We start from the raw sequence: 13,777 nt of genomic DNA on the forward strand, positions 1-13,777 counted from the left end.
CAGGTAGGCACGTCATCGGGACCGCCGTGGTGATTTCCACGGCAGAGCATCCAGAATTTGCTGATCGGGGCTGACTTGAGCGACGTCCGGCTCGACCGGCACAATCTCAAGCGTTCGCGGATCGACGCGAATGTCGGTGACAGAAAGCAGCCTCTCGGGAACACGAAGGCTGGGGTTGGCATAGCGGCCTGTCTCAGCGTCGTATTCAGCGCGACCGAAGGCATTGCCGTGGTCCGAGATGATGCCCGTGACCGGGTCATAGATGACGAACCACAGTTCCTGCTCCCCGCTCTGGAGCGCTTCCGGTCCAATGTTTTCAGGTGATTTCATTTTTTCAACCTCGTAACCGTCCAGGAGGTGCCGTCGTTCGTCATGCCGGTGCTGCTGCCGAAGTACCCCATGTCCTTGTTGTTCGTTCGCATCGCGCCGCCCGACCCCATGACGAAGACGAGGGTGATCGTGACGCTCTGCGCGGTGCCGCCGTTGGTGAAGCTGCCGGAGATCGACTGGCTGGAGCAGCCGTAGGTGTCGATGGCCGGACCCGTGATTTTGATGGTATCGAGCACCGTGCTGTTGATTTTCAGCTGCACGTCACCGGCGTAGAACACCTCGGCGTTGACCCCGGTCATGGAGCCGCGAAGGTTCCAGAAGGCGTTGATGACGAGCCGCTCTTCCGGTGCGAGGGTCAGAGTGCGCGTCAGCACTGTCGTCGTCGCCGACTTCGAAACGGTGCCTCCGCTCGTGTTGTAGTAGACATTCGAGATGGCGCCGTTGACCAGCTTCTCACCGTTCAAGGTGGCATCGTTGATGTCGATGTTCGAAACCTTGATGTTCAGCGCCGACAGGTTCGCGACATTGATTTTCTCGGCGGTGACGGCGTTGGCGGCAATCTTGTCTGCCGTGATCGCGTTCGCAGCGATCATGCCGGCCGTCAGAGCGCCATCGACGATCAGATCGCCGCCGTTTCGCTCGAAGCAACCTACGGAACCGAAGTAGACGTTTCCGCCCGTTGCGTCCCGCTGCACGAACAGCTCGATGATGGCGGAAGCTGCTTCTCCCGGTGAGACAAGGTTGACGGCCAGCGTGCCAGTGCCGCCGGATCCTCGGCTGCCGGTGTTGATGTAGTCGTAGAAGCTCGCGATGTTCCCGCTAGCGTTCAGCCAGAGAACCCGGATCATTCCGTTGAAGTTGTTGTTCGAGTAAATGGCGCCGGTGAAGCGATAGGCCGTGCCGCCCTTGACCGGGAATGACCTGCTCTGGCAGTTCGTGTAGCCGCCAGACCCCCATGGACCAGCCTGAAAACACATTCCGTTGTAGGACTGGAAAAGACCGTGATCCCCCCAGACGATCCACCCCGGAATGGTGCCGACCCATGAGTCCGTGGACGTCATCTGGTTGTCTGGAACAAGGTTGTTGAAGTCGGTGATCACCATCTTTACAGCGGTGATCGCCTGCGCGGCAATTTCAGTGGCGCCAATCGTTCCCGCCTGCAGCTTATTGCCAGTGATGGTCCGTGCTTGGATGTTGTCGGCCACAATGGCATTGGCCGCTATTTTCCCTGCAACAACAGCCAGTGCTCCGATTTTGTCAGCGCTAACGGCAAAGGCCTTGATTTTGTCGGCAGTGATCGCATCCGTCGCAATTTCGGTGGCGCTGATCGTGCCGACCGCGATGTGACCGGCGCCGATCGTGCGCGCATTGATCTCGTAGCCGGTGATCGTCGCAGCGATGAAGCTGTCAGCCGAGATGGTCCGGACCGCAATCTTGTCACCGGTAATCGTGCCACCGGCGATCTTCGCCGCCGTGATGGCGTTGGCCGCCAGCTGGTTGGTCGATACGGCGCCGGCAGCGATCGTCGCTGCGGTCACGGCGTTAGCGGCGATTGTCCCGGCCGTCACGGCGTTTGCGGCGATCGTGCCTGCTGTCACCGCGTTCGCTGCGATCTTCCCGGCCGTGATCGCATTTGCCGCGATCTTGTTGGCCGTAATCGCGTTGGTAACGATGTTGCCTTCGGAGATGACTGTCGTTCCGCCCTCGCTCCAAGGCGATGCCTCCAGCTGGTTGGCCGTCGCTTCGCCCAGATAGAATTTGGACGCCCAGGTGTAGGAGTTGTTGCCCCATGCCGCACTGTGCCCCATGCACCGCAGAAAGAGCTGGACGTGCGTGGTTCCGGCCGGAGCCTGTCCTTTCACCCAGATCCGCTCATAGCTGGCCAACTGGCTGCCCGGATCGCCATTCTGGTGCGTTGGCTTGTCCGCGAACGTATAGCCAATCGTCACGCCACCGTTGTTGACGTACTCGATGTGAAGGCGAGCATAATCAGACCGGTGCCCATAGACATAGACAGACGCTTCCAGCCATGAGCCCTGCGCAACCGGCCAACGCATAGGGATGTTGTTGTCTGCGGGATTTCGCGGAGACAGGTCGGCAAACTGGCCGTTGTTTTGCGCGCCCTCCTGCAGAACCTGAAATGCGCCGTCGATGGGCGTGTAGTTGTCGTTGCGCTTGATGAACGACCAGTTCGCGCTGGACGCATAGATCCTCCAGTTGGTGATGTCGGCCTGGGCATTTGAGTTCGGGATCCAGTTCGTCCCTTTGCCGACTGCAAGCTTGTCGGCATAGATGGAGCCCGCAGCGATCTTGTCGGCAATGACCGCTCCAGCGGCGATCTGCCCCGCCGTGACGGCGCCGGCCGCAATGGTGCCGGTCGTAACCGCATTGGCCGCAATCGTGCCGGCCGTGATCGCGTTTGCGGCAACCGTGCCGGCCGTTACTGCATTTGCCGCGATCCTGCCCGCGACAACAGCGCCGGAGGCAATGCTGGCCGCTTCCACGGCGCCGGCGCTTATTTTCCCGGCGGTGACTGCGTTCGCTGCAATCTCGCTTGCGGTAACGGCATTGGCTGCGATCTTCGCCGTGGTGATCGAGTCCGCCGCGAGGTGGATGGTCGAGATCGAGCCATCCACGACCAGCTCGGCACCCTCAGCCTTTCGCAGAGAGATGCGATCGATGATCAAGTAGCGCGTCGTTGACGGGCTGTGGTGGTAGATCTGCACCTTGCAATAGGTGGCAGCACCCGGAACCTGCGTCTTGCCGGAGCGCTTATCCCAAGCGGCGGGAATGGACGCGTTGCCCTGCACATCAGTGTACTGCGGCGACGAAAGCGCTGTCTTATTACGGTCGAACCACAGGATGCGATAATAGAAGCCGTAGCTCGATGAACCGTCAGTCGTACGAACAGATGCGTCCCACGCCAGCCAGTCACCGGACGTGACGGGGATGAAGTCCTTCGTGACCATGTTCATGGAGATGGAGCCACCGGACCCGCCGTTGACGCCGTTTTCCAGAACAAGCGACCACCGACCCGTCTGTGCATCACCGACCCAGAGCCAGATATTGGCCCCGCCCGCACCGGCCCCGTTGTAGATGGGATAGTTGGCGTCCCAGACGGATGTGAGCGCGCCTTGTTCGAACTGACCGTCGGGAATGAAGTTTTCGAAGTCGGCCAAGAGAAGCTGCTTCGCCGTGATCGCGTTCGCCGCGATGTTGTTGGCGATGATCGCGTCAGCCGCGATCTTGCCTGCCACGATGGCACTGGCTGCAATCTCGTTGGCCGTGACAGCTCCAGTTGCGATCTTGGCGGTTGTGACGGAGTTGGCAGCCAGCTCCGTTGCCGAGATCACGCCAGCGGCGATCTTCCCGGCAATAACCGAGTTCACAGCCAGCTTGTCGGCGGTAACAGCCAAGGCATCGAGCTTTGCGGTGGTGATGGCACCCGACGCAATCGTACCGGCGGTGACGGCGCCAGCAGCGAGCTTGGCCGTCTCGATCGCACCGGCCGCGATCTTCGCAGCCGTGATGGCATTCGCCGCGATCTCATTGGCCGTGACAGCATTGGCGGCGATCTTGCCGGCTACGATGGCACCGGCAGCGATCTTGTTCGCGGTGATCGCATTGGTGACGATGTTGCCCTCGGTAATGAGGGTGATCGAACCTTCGCTCCACGGAGTAGGCTCGGACTGGTACTGCGTTGCTTCCCCTACATAGAAGCGAGAGAACCATGTGTAGGAGTCGGTGCCATTTGCGGCACTGTGACCAAAGCAGCGCAGAAAGATTTCGACATGCGTTGTGCCTGCCGGCGCCTGACCCTTTGCCCAAACCCGCTGATAGGCTGAAAGCTGGCTTCCAGGGTCCGAGTTCTGGTTTGTCGGCTTGGCGTCCATGATGAAGCCGAGCGAGTTACCGCCGTTATTGAAGCATTCGATATAGAGCTGAACGCCGTTCGAACGGTGCCCGAAAACATAGACGGACGCTTCCAGCCACGACAGCTGCGCAACAGGCCAGCGCATAGCGTAGTTGTTGTCGAACGGGCTTCGAGGGTTAACGTCTACGAAGGCTCCATCGAGCCGTGCGCCGCTCTGAAGAACGTAGAAGCAGCCATCGATGGGTGAGTAGTTGTTGTTCGCCTTTCCAAAGTCCCAAGTCCCCCCCGACCGGAACTTGATGCCCCAGTTTGTCAGGTCGGCCTGAGCGTTCGAGTTCGAGACCCAGTTGACGCCCTTGCCGACGGCCAACTTCTCTGCGGTGATGATCCCTGCAGCGAGGTTCGCGGCAGAGACTGCACTCGCTGCAATGGTGCCAGCCGTGATGGCATTCGCAGCCACGGTACCGGCCGTGACGGCGCCGGCCGCGATCGTGCCGGCCGTCACGGCGTTGGTCGCGATCTTGCCAGCGATAACAGCGTTCGCCCCGATCGTGCCGGCCGTCACCGCGCCGGCGGCAAGCTTGGCCGTCTCGATGGCGCCGGCGGCGATCTTGACAGCGGTGATCGCATTCGCAGCGATCGCGTCGGCCGTCACAGCGTTTGCGGCAATGGCGTTGGCCGTGATCGCAGCAGCCGAAACATGTCGCGCGATGATCGCGCCATCGACGATCAGGGATGCTTCCGCCATCTCGACAAGCTGGATGTCAGAGATCAGCCAATAGCCTGCGGCGTCCGTGCCGGTGTCCATGTAGGGAACAGGCGTTGCCGTCTGCGTCCTGGAGCTGTCCGTCTTGAACCGCCATTCGATCGTCTTACCGGCAGCTGCCTGGTACCCGGTGTCCGTCGCCGAAGCGATCACGCTCCCGTCCGACGCCGAAATCGACATGTCGTTGATGACGAGGGCATTGAAGTTCTTGTTGCAGCCCACGTTCTTCACGATGGCCGACGCGCGGTACCAAGTGTCCGGCGTCAGGGGAAAGCCGCGGGCGATCCAGCCGTGGATGCGCGGGCCGGCACTCGCCGCAGCCAGCGCCGCGTTGAACTTCATGGCGCCAGAGACGCGCATCGCCGCAACCTGGGCATCCGCGCTGGAGACGAACGTCACGTAAGGAGCATTCGGCGACCAATAGCCCGGATCTCCGTAGAACCGGTCAAGAATGAGGCTCGCGCCTACAGCGTTCGCGGCGATCGACATCTTGGATGCCGTGATCGCGTTGACGGCAATCTTGTCCGCGACGATGGCGCTGGCCTGAAGCTTCGGCGTCGAGATCGCGTCGTCGGCGATCTTCGTGTTCGTCACCGCGTTCGAGGCGAGCTTTGCCGCATCGACCGCGAGCGCCGCAAGCTTGGCGTTTGTGATGGCGAGATCGGCGATCTGCGTTCCGACAAGCTGGCCGGAAACCTTGGCAGCGGCAACGGCGGCGATCTGCGCATCCGTCAGCTGGCCCGTGACCTTGCCCGCCGCGATCGCTGCGATTTGTGTGTCGGCGATCGTGCCGCTGATGTCCGGAGCTGCAACGCCCGAAATCCACGTCACTCCATCGAACCGATAGATCTTGCTGTCGGTGCTCAGAAACACGATACGGCCGGCAGCGTTGCCTGACGTCGGGAGCGAGCCAACCGTTTCAACGGGCTTCAAGCCATTGCCGAACTTCGCAGCCGTGATGGCGGCATCGGCTATCTGGCTGGAGACCAGCGTGCCTGTGACCTTGGCAGCGCCGACGGCTGCAATCTGCGTATCGGTCAACTGGCCGGTGACCTTGGACGCGGAGAGTGCGGCCAGCTGGGCGTCCAGCAATGTGCCGGTGATGTCGCCCGCTGCAGTCGTGGCGACAAACCTCGTGCCGTCATACCGGTAGAGCTTGTCGTCCGTGGTCAGAAAGACGATCCGACCTTCGGTGTTGCCGGACGTCGGGAGCGAGGTCACAACCTCGATCGGCCGGAGCCCGCTTGCGAACTTCGTGACGGTGACGGCCGAGTCCGCGATCTTTGCCGCGATGACGGACCCATCGGCCAGCTTGCCCGCATCGACAGCCAGTGCAGCGAGCTTGCCATTCGTAATCGCGAGATCAGCGATCTGAGAGCCAACCAGCTGGCCGGCGACTTTGGCGGCAGCGACGGCCGCAATCTGCGCATCCGTCAGCTGACCGGTGATTTTCGACGCTGCCAAGCTTGCGATGTTCGCCTCAGCGATCGCGCCATCGATGTCGGCGCCGGCGACCGTCGAGATCCACCTCGTTCCATCGAACCGATAGACCTTAAAGTCTGTGGTCAGGTACGCCATGCGGCCGGCGGTGTTGCCGGTTGTCGGCAGCGCGGAGACGACTTCCACCGGGCGCAAGCCGGTAGCGAACTTTGCCGCCGTCACGGCTGCATCGGCAAGCTTGCCGGCTGTGATGGCGGCGTCGCTGATTTGCGTGCCGACGATCGTGCCCGTTAGGTCCACCGTCGGCACAGATGCCGTGTAGGCGGAGCCGTTCCAGCGGTAGAGCTTGCCGTTGACGGTGATCACGTCCTGCGTCTTCGTGGTCGGGACGACAGTGCCAGAGATGACACCGACCGGCGCGATCCCGGAGGCAAACTTCGTTGCATCGACGGCCTGCGCCGCCAGCTTGTCGCGCTCGATCGCCGCGTCGGCGATCTTCGCGGCGATGACCGCACCGTCCATGATCTTGCTGACAGAGACCGCAGCGTCAGCCAGCTTGGCCGTGATCACAGCGCGATCGGCCAGGATCTGTGCCGTGACGGCCGCTACCTCAAGCTTCGCAGTCGAGACGGCAGCATCTGCGAGCTTCAGACCAGTGACAGCCGCGTCCATGATCTTGTTGGCCGAAACCGCAGCGTTGCCGATCTTGCTGGTGACGATGGCGCCGTCGAGGACGTCGGCCGACGAGAACCCGATATTCGCCGTCGTCAGCGAGATCCAGGCCGAGTCCTCCGTCTTGCGCGGCGAGTAAGGGACGAGCTTTCCCTGCACCTCGTACTCGGTCGCCGGCAAGAGCCACATGCCGCTCAAGGGCCATTCGCTCGATGTCGGGCCGTAGGGGAAGTGGTCGCTCTCGAAGACGACGACACCCGTCGCCTTCAGCCGAACGCGGACCAGGACGCGCGCAACATCGGCGAGGTTGGTGGCGCAGGACACGATGATGACCGGCCGGCGGCTCCGGCCGTCCGGGTCCGTCAGAACATCGGCGCGGGCACCCCAGCCGGTCATCGGCTGCGTCGGCACCTCGATGCGGCCGATCCAGCCGCTGGATACGACCTCCTGCATGGTGCGCACCCAATCGTAATCAGCCGGGTCGATCTCTTGCAAGGTGACGATCTGGTTCATGCCCATCTGGCCACGGCGCTCCGTGACGAGGAAGCGCTTGTTCACATAGCCATTGTGCGGCGACGTCCAGGAGACGACATCGATGCCGGCTTCCAGAACATAGGCCATCGGCGGCAGGGGCAGCTGGTGACGACGGAAGCGGCGCGCCTCGGTAAGGATCGCGCGCATGAGCTGCTGGACCTGCCGATCGTGTGACGTGGCACCGAAGGAGATGTCGGCGAGATTGCGCTTGCCGTCCAGGGCTTCGAACGCATCGCTGCGCACGACCGGCGCATCCTTGGCGACCCACGCCTCTTCCGGGTTCGGATACTTGCCCGTCACGCCGTTGATGGTGAGATCGACAGAGGGGAACGGATCGAAGCCGGCCGGGTCTGTGATGAGGGTATCGGCGTCGGAGAAGCCGAAGACGGCCCCGCCGAAGATACCGTTCTTCATCTTGAAGACGCCGCACTGGTCGGTCAGTCGGCCATTCTGAGCCTTGCGAAGCTCCTCGACGACGGTGAGCGGCACCATGTCGCCAGTGATCTCGTAGCCGCCGCGCCACTGCGGTTCCGTCGATCCGTCCGCCCGCTCGACCAGTCGGCCGGCCTCCTGACATGCCGCAATCCAGTTTGAGGATGGCAGCCGCAGCGCGTTGACCTTCTGCCCGCCGTAGAACCATTCGCCCTTGTAGCGCAGGCCCCGTAGGACATTGTAGGTCATGACCGCGAGGTTATAGGACGGCTCATAGGTGCTCGGATCATCCCATCGATGGGTGCCGTTACCGCCGTTCGTGCTGTCCTTTCGGATGTCGTAAAGCGGCAGAGGCGCCGGTTCGAACAGCACCTTCGGCTGACCCTTGAAGTAATCGCGCTCCCAGCGATAGGTCATGATGGCATAGGGAATGCCGCGACCGATCATGGTCGCATCCCACGGCCGATCGTCGTCTTCACCGAATGTCTCGACCAGGAAGGGGTCAGCGACGGTCTGCAAGCCGTCGTAGAACTTCACCCAGCAGTAGTCGTGAACGGTCCCTTCGGTGTCGCGGAACTCTTTCAGCGGATAGCCGCGCCCGAAAACAGCGTCGGGCTCATTCCAGAGGATCGTGCATTTCTCGCCCTCGATCCAGATGCCATCGAGACCGGGAAGCGGGAGGTTGCCCAGCTCAATGACTTCCGTGAAATATGTGTTCGGCGTGTCGCCGTCGTAGTTACCCCATGTGCCGTAATATTTGCGCTTCCCGCGCGTGGCGAACTGGCCGATCGTCGTCGAGACCGGCTTGTCATCGCCAACATCCGCCTGGATTTTGGCGCCCACTGGTGGTGGCGCGTCCGGCGCGGTGGCCATTGAATAGAGCGTCGTTGCTGCAGCCAGCGCCAGACTGACCACGGCATTGACGATACCGGAGCCACTGATAACGGCACTGAAGACGCCGGCAATGGCACCGATCAGCGGGCCGGCGGCGGCGGGGTCGGGCTGAAGCAGGAAGAACGTCAGCGCGGTTGTGGCAAGAGCGTATTTCTTGAACATCAGCCCACCCGAAAGGCGCGTACAGCCTTCTCTCGATCGACCGTCGCCAAGCCGCCTTCGCCCATCACCCAGATCCGATCGAAATCGAAGACACCAAGCACGTGGCGGAACTGCGTATCCGTGGGAATGGCGGCGATGTCGCCCGTCTGCGCATCAACCGGATGCTCATGTTCGGGAAGGAGCGAGGCGGCGAAGTCGGCCAGATCCTCAAAGCCGGCCGCGCGCATCAGGCGGTAGGCTGAGGCCGCATCGTGATAGTCGCCCTGATCGGGCACGGGCAGCTCGGCGCCGGTGATGGCGCTCACGGACGCGATGGCAAGCTGTCCGCAGTCGTTCTGCGCCCATGCAAATGGCTTGCGGCGAATGTCATCGAAGACATCGCAGAAGGGTCCGATCCAGAGTTCCCGGCGCTTCAGCTCGATCATTCTTCGCCCCAGGGTTCGATCCAGTTGGCGACGGAGCCGGCATATTTTCCGAAGTTATCGACCTCGCCGTTCGGCCCCTTCCGTTTCTTCTGCTCTTCGGCGCTGGACTTGGCGGGGTTCGGCCGGGTCAGGTTGACCATGGCGTCGTTGACGAGGCGGATCTCCAGCACTTCGCCGCCGCCATCTTCCGCGGCCCGCTGCACGCTCGCGCCGTCGATGACGCCGAGGTAGTCGTTCTCGGGCATCGACGAGAGGAGACGGGTCTTGGGATCGAGAAGCCCGAGCCAGATCTCGAGAGAGCCCGCGCGGCAGTCGAGCCCGCGCGCCATATCCTCGACGGCCGGGTTGAGCATCGTCATCGAGACGTTGCGCGTGTTGACCTCGAGCGTCGAGGTGCTGACACTCTCCCCGGTGTCGAGGTCAACCTGACCCTGGAACGTGCGGGCATAGACCGCGCCGTCGATCAGCGATCGAACCTCGACCGTCACCGGCCGGTCGCCGGACCAGAAGTTCTTCGTCTGCAGCGTGGTGTTACCGTTCGCGTCGGGATAGGTGCGCGCGATCACGGATACGAACCAACGCGGAATGATGCCGTCGTAAGGCGCGTTCTGCAGCAGCGCGGAGAAGGCGGGATCGACTGTCTTCATGGTTTTTCGATCGCGGTGAAACCGGCGCCCTCTGTCAGGTGACGGCGCGCGCGGCCCGGCATGTGGCTGTCCGGCATGATGACCATGCGGCAGGCTGGCCGGGCGAAGATCGTGGTGGCGTTGACAGCCAGGCCATCCGGCACATTCGGGAAAATGCTGAGGACCGGCGTCACGCCGTCGCTGCCTGCAAGGCCGCGCTCGGATATCTCGAGGAAGGCGTACTGAACGGGATTGCTGCCCCACGACACCTGAAACTTGTCGGCGATCGTCAGGACGTAGCCTGCCGGAAAGCCCTTGAAGCTCATCGAGCGGCGGTCCGCCCCGATCGTGGCGATCTGGATGACACGACTGCCAAGGATGGTGCCACGAGGATCCATGGCCGGATAAGGCGACAGCGGGTCGAACAGCCAGAATGCCTCCTGGGCGCCTCGAAGGGCGCGGATCTGGGCGGCGTACTGTTTCATCTCGGCGCTCGAGCGGCGATCAAGTTCCACCACGGCGCGCCAGAGCGGGTCGGCCATTTCGGTCTGCCAGATGCGACCGCTGCCCTGTCCTGACAGGCTGTCACGCCGCTTCACGCCCCACTCGACGCTGGAGATGGGCAGCCGATCGGCGAACGTCGGAAGGCTATAAGGGAAGCTAAGGGTCATTGGCCCCTCACGTACGGGCGCTTCTTGATCTGATCGAAGCGGGCCGGCAGGTTCTTGTCGTAGGCGCGAAGGCCCTTGGCCACGCCGCGATCGACAGCGTCCTCAATGTCGCGATCGCCGCGCGGATTATCGACGTAGACGTTGATCTCCGACTTGCCGGAGCCTGCCCGGTCGTTGGCGACAGCCGCTTGCCGCTCCTGTGCCTGGGACGGATAGATCGACGCCGGCGCGCCGATGCGGGTCACGAAGCCGCCCTGGTCGTAGCCACTACCGGAGTTCAGACCCTCCAGAAGGCGGCGAACGCCGGGCTGCGCGACCACGCTCGCCTTGACCACAAATTCCTGACCGTGGACGAAACCGGCGATACTGTCGCGCGGCCCGTTTCCGGTGTGACCGCCGACGTCGTAGCCGTTCGTCAAGAAACTCCCTAGCGTCGTATTGGGTGCCCAGAACATGCTGGTCGGATTGATACCGCCCAGCAAGCTGCCAAGACTTCCGAGAAGGCTGGAAGGGCTGTTTGCGCCGGAAGACGCTGATAAAAGCTGCTGGCTGAACTGCCCGAGACCATTCCCGAGATTGCCAAGCCCTTGGACGGCCGTTGTCGATGCGTTGGCCAAGCTACCGACATTTGTCGCAGCTTCCGTCGCGCGCCGCGCTTGCAGCTCCATCGCGTTGACCCAAGTCTTATTGACCTGGTTGGAGCTGTTGCCAGACAGCATTTCAAGCTGAAGTCCGCTCGCGCCCATCCGGCTGGCACCGGTGGCGAAGCCGACATGCCCTCCCGGCTGGTTTGCGCCATAGCCGTTCGTATCAACAAGCACGTCACCCTTCAGCACCGACGCGAGATCGACCCGCTGACCCCAGTTCTGGAACGAATTGGCGGTCAGGGAACCCGATCCCTTCACGCCGATCTGTTCCAGGGAGGAGTTGACGAAACCCGCACACCAAGCCGTCTGCGCCGCGTCAATGTTGACGCCGCCCGCACGAAGGAAACTGTTGATGTTTCCGCGCTGTCCGGTTTCGGAAAAGCCCAGAAGGTTCGATGCCAAATCGACAGCGTTTCCGGTTCCGCTTGTTGGAAGCGCCGAGCGGGTGACGGCGCCGACTGGAGCGGCGTAAGACGGAAAACCGGCTGACGGCGTGTTCTGGTTGGCGGCGACTGGCGCTGACCTCGTAAACCGGGCGATCACATCGGAAAGCTCCGTGCGATCGCCGCCGAGAACCATGTTCTTGATCGAGTTCGTCCCCAGCTCCTGGAAGAACTTTCCGACGTCGCCGAGAAGCCCCTTTAAGGCCCCTTTAAAGTCGCCTTTGATGAGCGAACCGAACATGTTGTCGATTGCGCTGTCGCTGGCCGAGCGCACCATGTCCCACGCTTCTTTTTGCCGATTAAGCTCAGTGGTCAGCTCGCCCGTGAGACGAGCCTTCTCCCGCATCTGCTCGGCTTCTACGCTGTTGCGCTCAATGCCAAGATCCCGGATCTTGCGCTCGGTATCGAGGATCCGGAGGTTGTCAGCGCGCGCGCTGGTGCTCTGGCCGACGAGATCGATCTCAGCCCGGAGCCGTTCGATTTCGGTGTCCTGCGTAGCGATCGCCTTCTGGGCCGCGATCTTCTGCGCCAGCTCGGCATAGGCGGCCGACTTCTCGCCGATCCGTGCCAATTCGGCCTGATCGATTGGAAGCCCCGTGCGCGCGGCCTCCTCCTTAAGCTGCGTCGTGAGCTGAAACTGCATGCGCAGCCGCTCTTGTTCGACCGCCGACTTACCAACGAGGTCAAGTTCAAGCCGCTGCTTTTCGAGAAGCGTATCCAGCGAGCGTGCGCGCTGCTCCTGAGAACGGGCCGTCGATGCGTTGCCCTCGTCTCGCTCGAAATCGTTGGGGCGGCGCTTTGGAACGGGAACGTCAACGAGATAGCCGTCGCTGTTCAAAACACGGCTGTCCCCCTCGTCGGGATCTCCGTCAAGTTCGCTGGGGCGTGGCCGAGGCGTCGGGCCATTATCAGGCAGGATTGTCCCACTCCCACCCGGCGTGAATTCGGGGCTGCGGATTAACCCGTCATAAGCGCCCTGGGAAGGATACCTCGACGTGATAGCGGCGGCTGCGATTGCCTGTTCATTGACGGATTGAACGCTGCCGGCTGCGCCCATGGCGGCAGTCGACAGTTTTTCGAACATGGTGGTGAAGGCAGCGATTGCTGGAATGCCGCTGTCGTTTGTTGCGGCGATCAGCGCATTCTGCACTGTAGTGACGTCTTCAAGCTTCAGAGAGCCGTCCGCTGCGGCATTAGCAAAGGTGTCAAAAGCGTTCTGGAGGTTGATAATCACCTCGTTCTCAGCACCGGCGGCTTGAAGCTGGGTCACCAGTTCGCTGATTGAGATGCGGGCGTCTGACACTCCTGACGCCACGTCTTTTAGAGTATCCTTGTTCAAAAGTTCGATGCCTGCGGAAAGCTCCGCAGCGTCCTTGGCGCGGCCGAGTTCATCCGCGTAAGCTTTCAGCGCGGGTATGGCCTCGCCCCACTGCTTGGCCAGATTGCCGATGAGGTCGGCCTGCTTCGCCAGATCGGCCGACATCCCACCCGTGCCTTCGTCGGACGTCGTGAAATACTGGATCAGCGCGGCGGTACCGGCTACCAAGCCGACGGTGACGAGCGACACTGGCGAAACCAGAGACATGAAGGCTGCGGCAAGGCCCGCGACTGGCTTTTCCATCGTGGCGATAACGGATGCGACCTGCGTTCCCTGCTGCAGGCCAATCATCAACGGGTCCATGCCCATGAAGGCGGTGACGACGACGTCCTGTCCCTGCGCGGCAAGGTTCGCGGTGTTGAAGTTCTGCGCACCATTCTGGTTTGCTGCCGCTGCCTTCAGCTCAGTATTGCGCGTGCGCAGGGCATCAACGGACCGGAGCGCGGTTTGCCGCTGCTGCTCGATCGCGGCTGTCATTTCCTT

The 13,777-nt window shown here is 62.2% G+C and carries 6 protein-coding genes; all 6 read right to left on the reverse strand.

The features are described 5' to 3' along the window. Nucleotides 1-12: 12 nt before the first annotated feature. The 6 genes from GA0004734_RS00080 to GA0004734_RS00105 are packed head-to-tail and all read right to left on the reverse strand — an operon-like array spanning nucleotide 13 to nucleotide 13,771. Nucleotides 13-330, reverse strand: coding sequence for a hypothetical protein (locus tag GA0004734_RS00080; protein ID WP_092930051.1), 318 nt, complete (start codon nucleotides 328-330; stop codon nucleotides 13-15). Next, nucleotides 327-9,104 carry a hypothetical protein gene (locus GA0004734_RS00085; RefSeq protein ID WP_092930054.1) on the reverse strand — a complete coding sequence of 2,926 codons (8,778 nt, stop codon included), beginning with the start codon at nucleotides 9,102-9,104 and terminating at the stop codon, nucleotides 327-329. The genes GA0004734_RS00080 and GA0004734_RS00085 overlap by 4 nt, the downstream gene beginning before the upstream one ends. Further along, nucleotides 9,104-9,529 (reverse strand): DUF6950 family protein, encoded by a 426-nt coding sequence (locus tag GA0004734_RS00090; protein ID WP_092930057.1) that lies wholly within the window; start codon nucleotides 9,527-9,529, stop codon nucleotides 9,104-9,106. Before GA0004734_RS00090 ends, GA0004734_RS00085 begins: the two co-directional genes overlap by 1 nt. Further along, nucleotides 9,526-10,176, reverse strand: coding sequence for a hypothetical protein (locus GA0004734_RS00095; protein ID WP_092930060.1), 651 nt, complete (start codon nucleotides 10,174-10,176; stop codon nucleotides 9,526-9,528). Before GA0004734_RS00095 ends, GA0004734_RS00090 begins: the two co-directional genes overlap by 4 nt. Then, the gene (locus tag GA0004734_RS00100) at nucleotides 10,173-10,826 is read right to left on the reverse strand and encodes a hypothetical protein (RefSeq protein WP_092930063.1); all 654 of its coding nucleotides are present in this window, start codon (nucleotides 10,824-10,826) and stop codon (nucleotides 10,173-10,175) included. The genes GA0004734_RS00095 and GA0004734_RS00100 overlap by 4 nt, the downstream gene beginning before the upstream one ends. Beyond that, a complete protein-coding gene (locus tag GA0004734_RS00105) occupies nucleotides 10,823-13,771 on the reverse strand; it encodes a phage tail length tape measure family protein (RefSeq protein WP_175386134.1) in 2,949 nt (982 codons plus the stop codon). Before GA0004734_RS00105 ends, GA0004734_RS00100 begins: the two co-directional genes overlap by 4 nt. Nucleotides 13,772-13,777: the final 6 nt, after the last annotated feature.

Origin of the sequence: Rhizobium sp. 9140, assembly GCF_900067135.1 — a bacterium.
Lineage (GTDB): Bacteria > Pseudomonadota > Alphaproteobacteria > Rhizobiales > Rhizobiaceae > Ferranicluibacter.

Bases quoted from the DNA above. Each gene is read 5' to 3' on its own strand.
- GA0004734_RS00100 (WP_092930063.1), bottom strand. From the start codon at position 10,826: ATGACCCTTAGCTTCCCTTATAGCCTTCCGACGTTCGCCGATCGGCTG.
- GA0004734_RS00085 (WP_092930054.1), bottom strand. From the start codon at position 9,104: ATGTTCAAGAAATACGCTCTTGCCACAACCGCGCTGACGTTCTTCCTG.
- GA0004734_RS00080 (WP_092930051.1), bottom strand. From the start codon at position 330: ATGAAATCACCTGAAAACATTGGACCGGAAGCGCTCCAGAGCGGGGAG.
- GA0004734_RS00105 (WP_175386134.1), bottom strand. From the start codon at position 13,771: ATGACAGCCGCGATCGAGCAGCAGCGGCAAACCGCGCTCCGGTCCGTT.
- GA0004734_RS00095 (WP_092930060.1), bottom strand. From the start codon at position 10,176: ATGAAGACAGTCGATCCCGCCTTCTCCGCGCTGCTGCAGAACGCGCCT.
- GA0004734_RS00090 (WP_092930057.1), bottom strand. From the start codon at position 9,529: ATGATCGAGCTGAAGCGCCGGGAACTCTGGATCGGACCCTTCTGCGAT.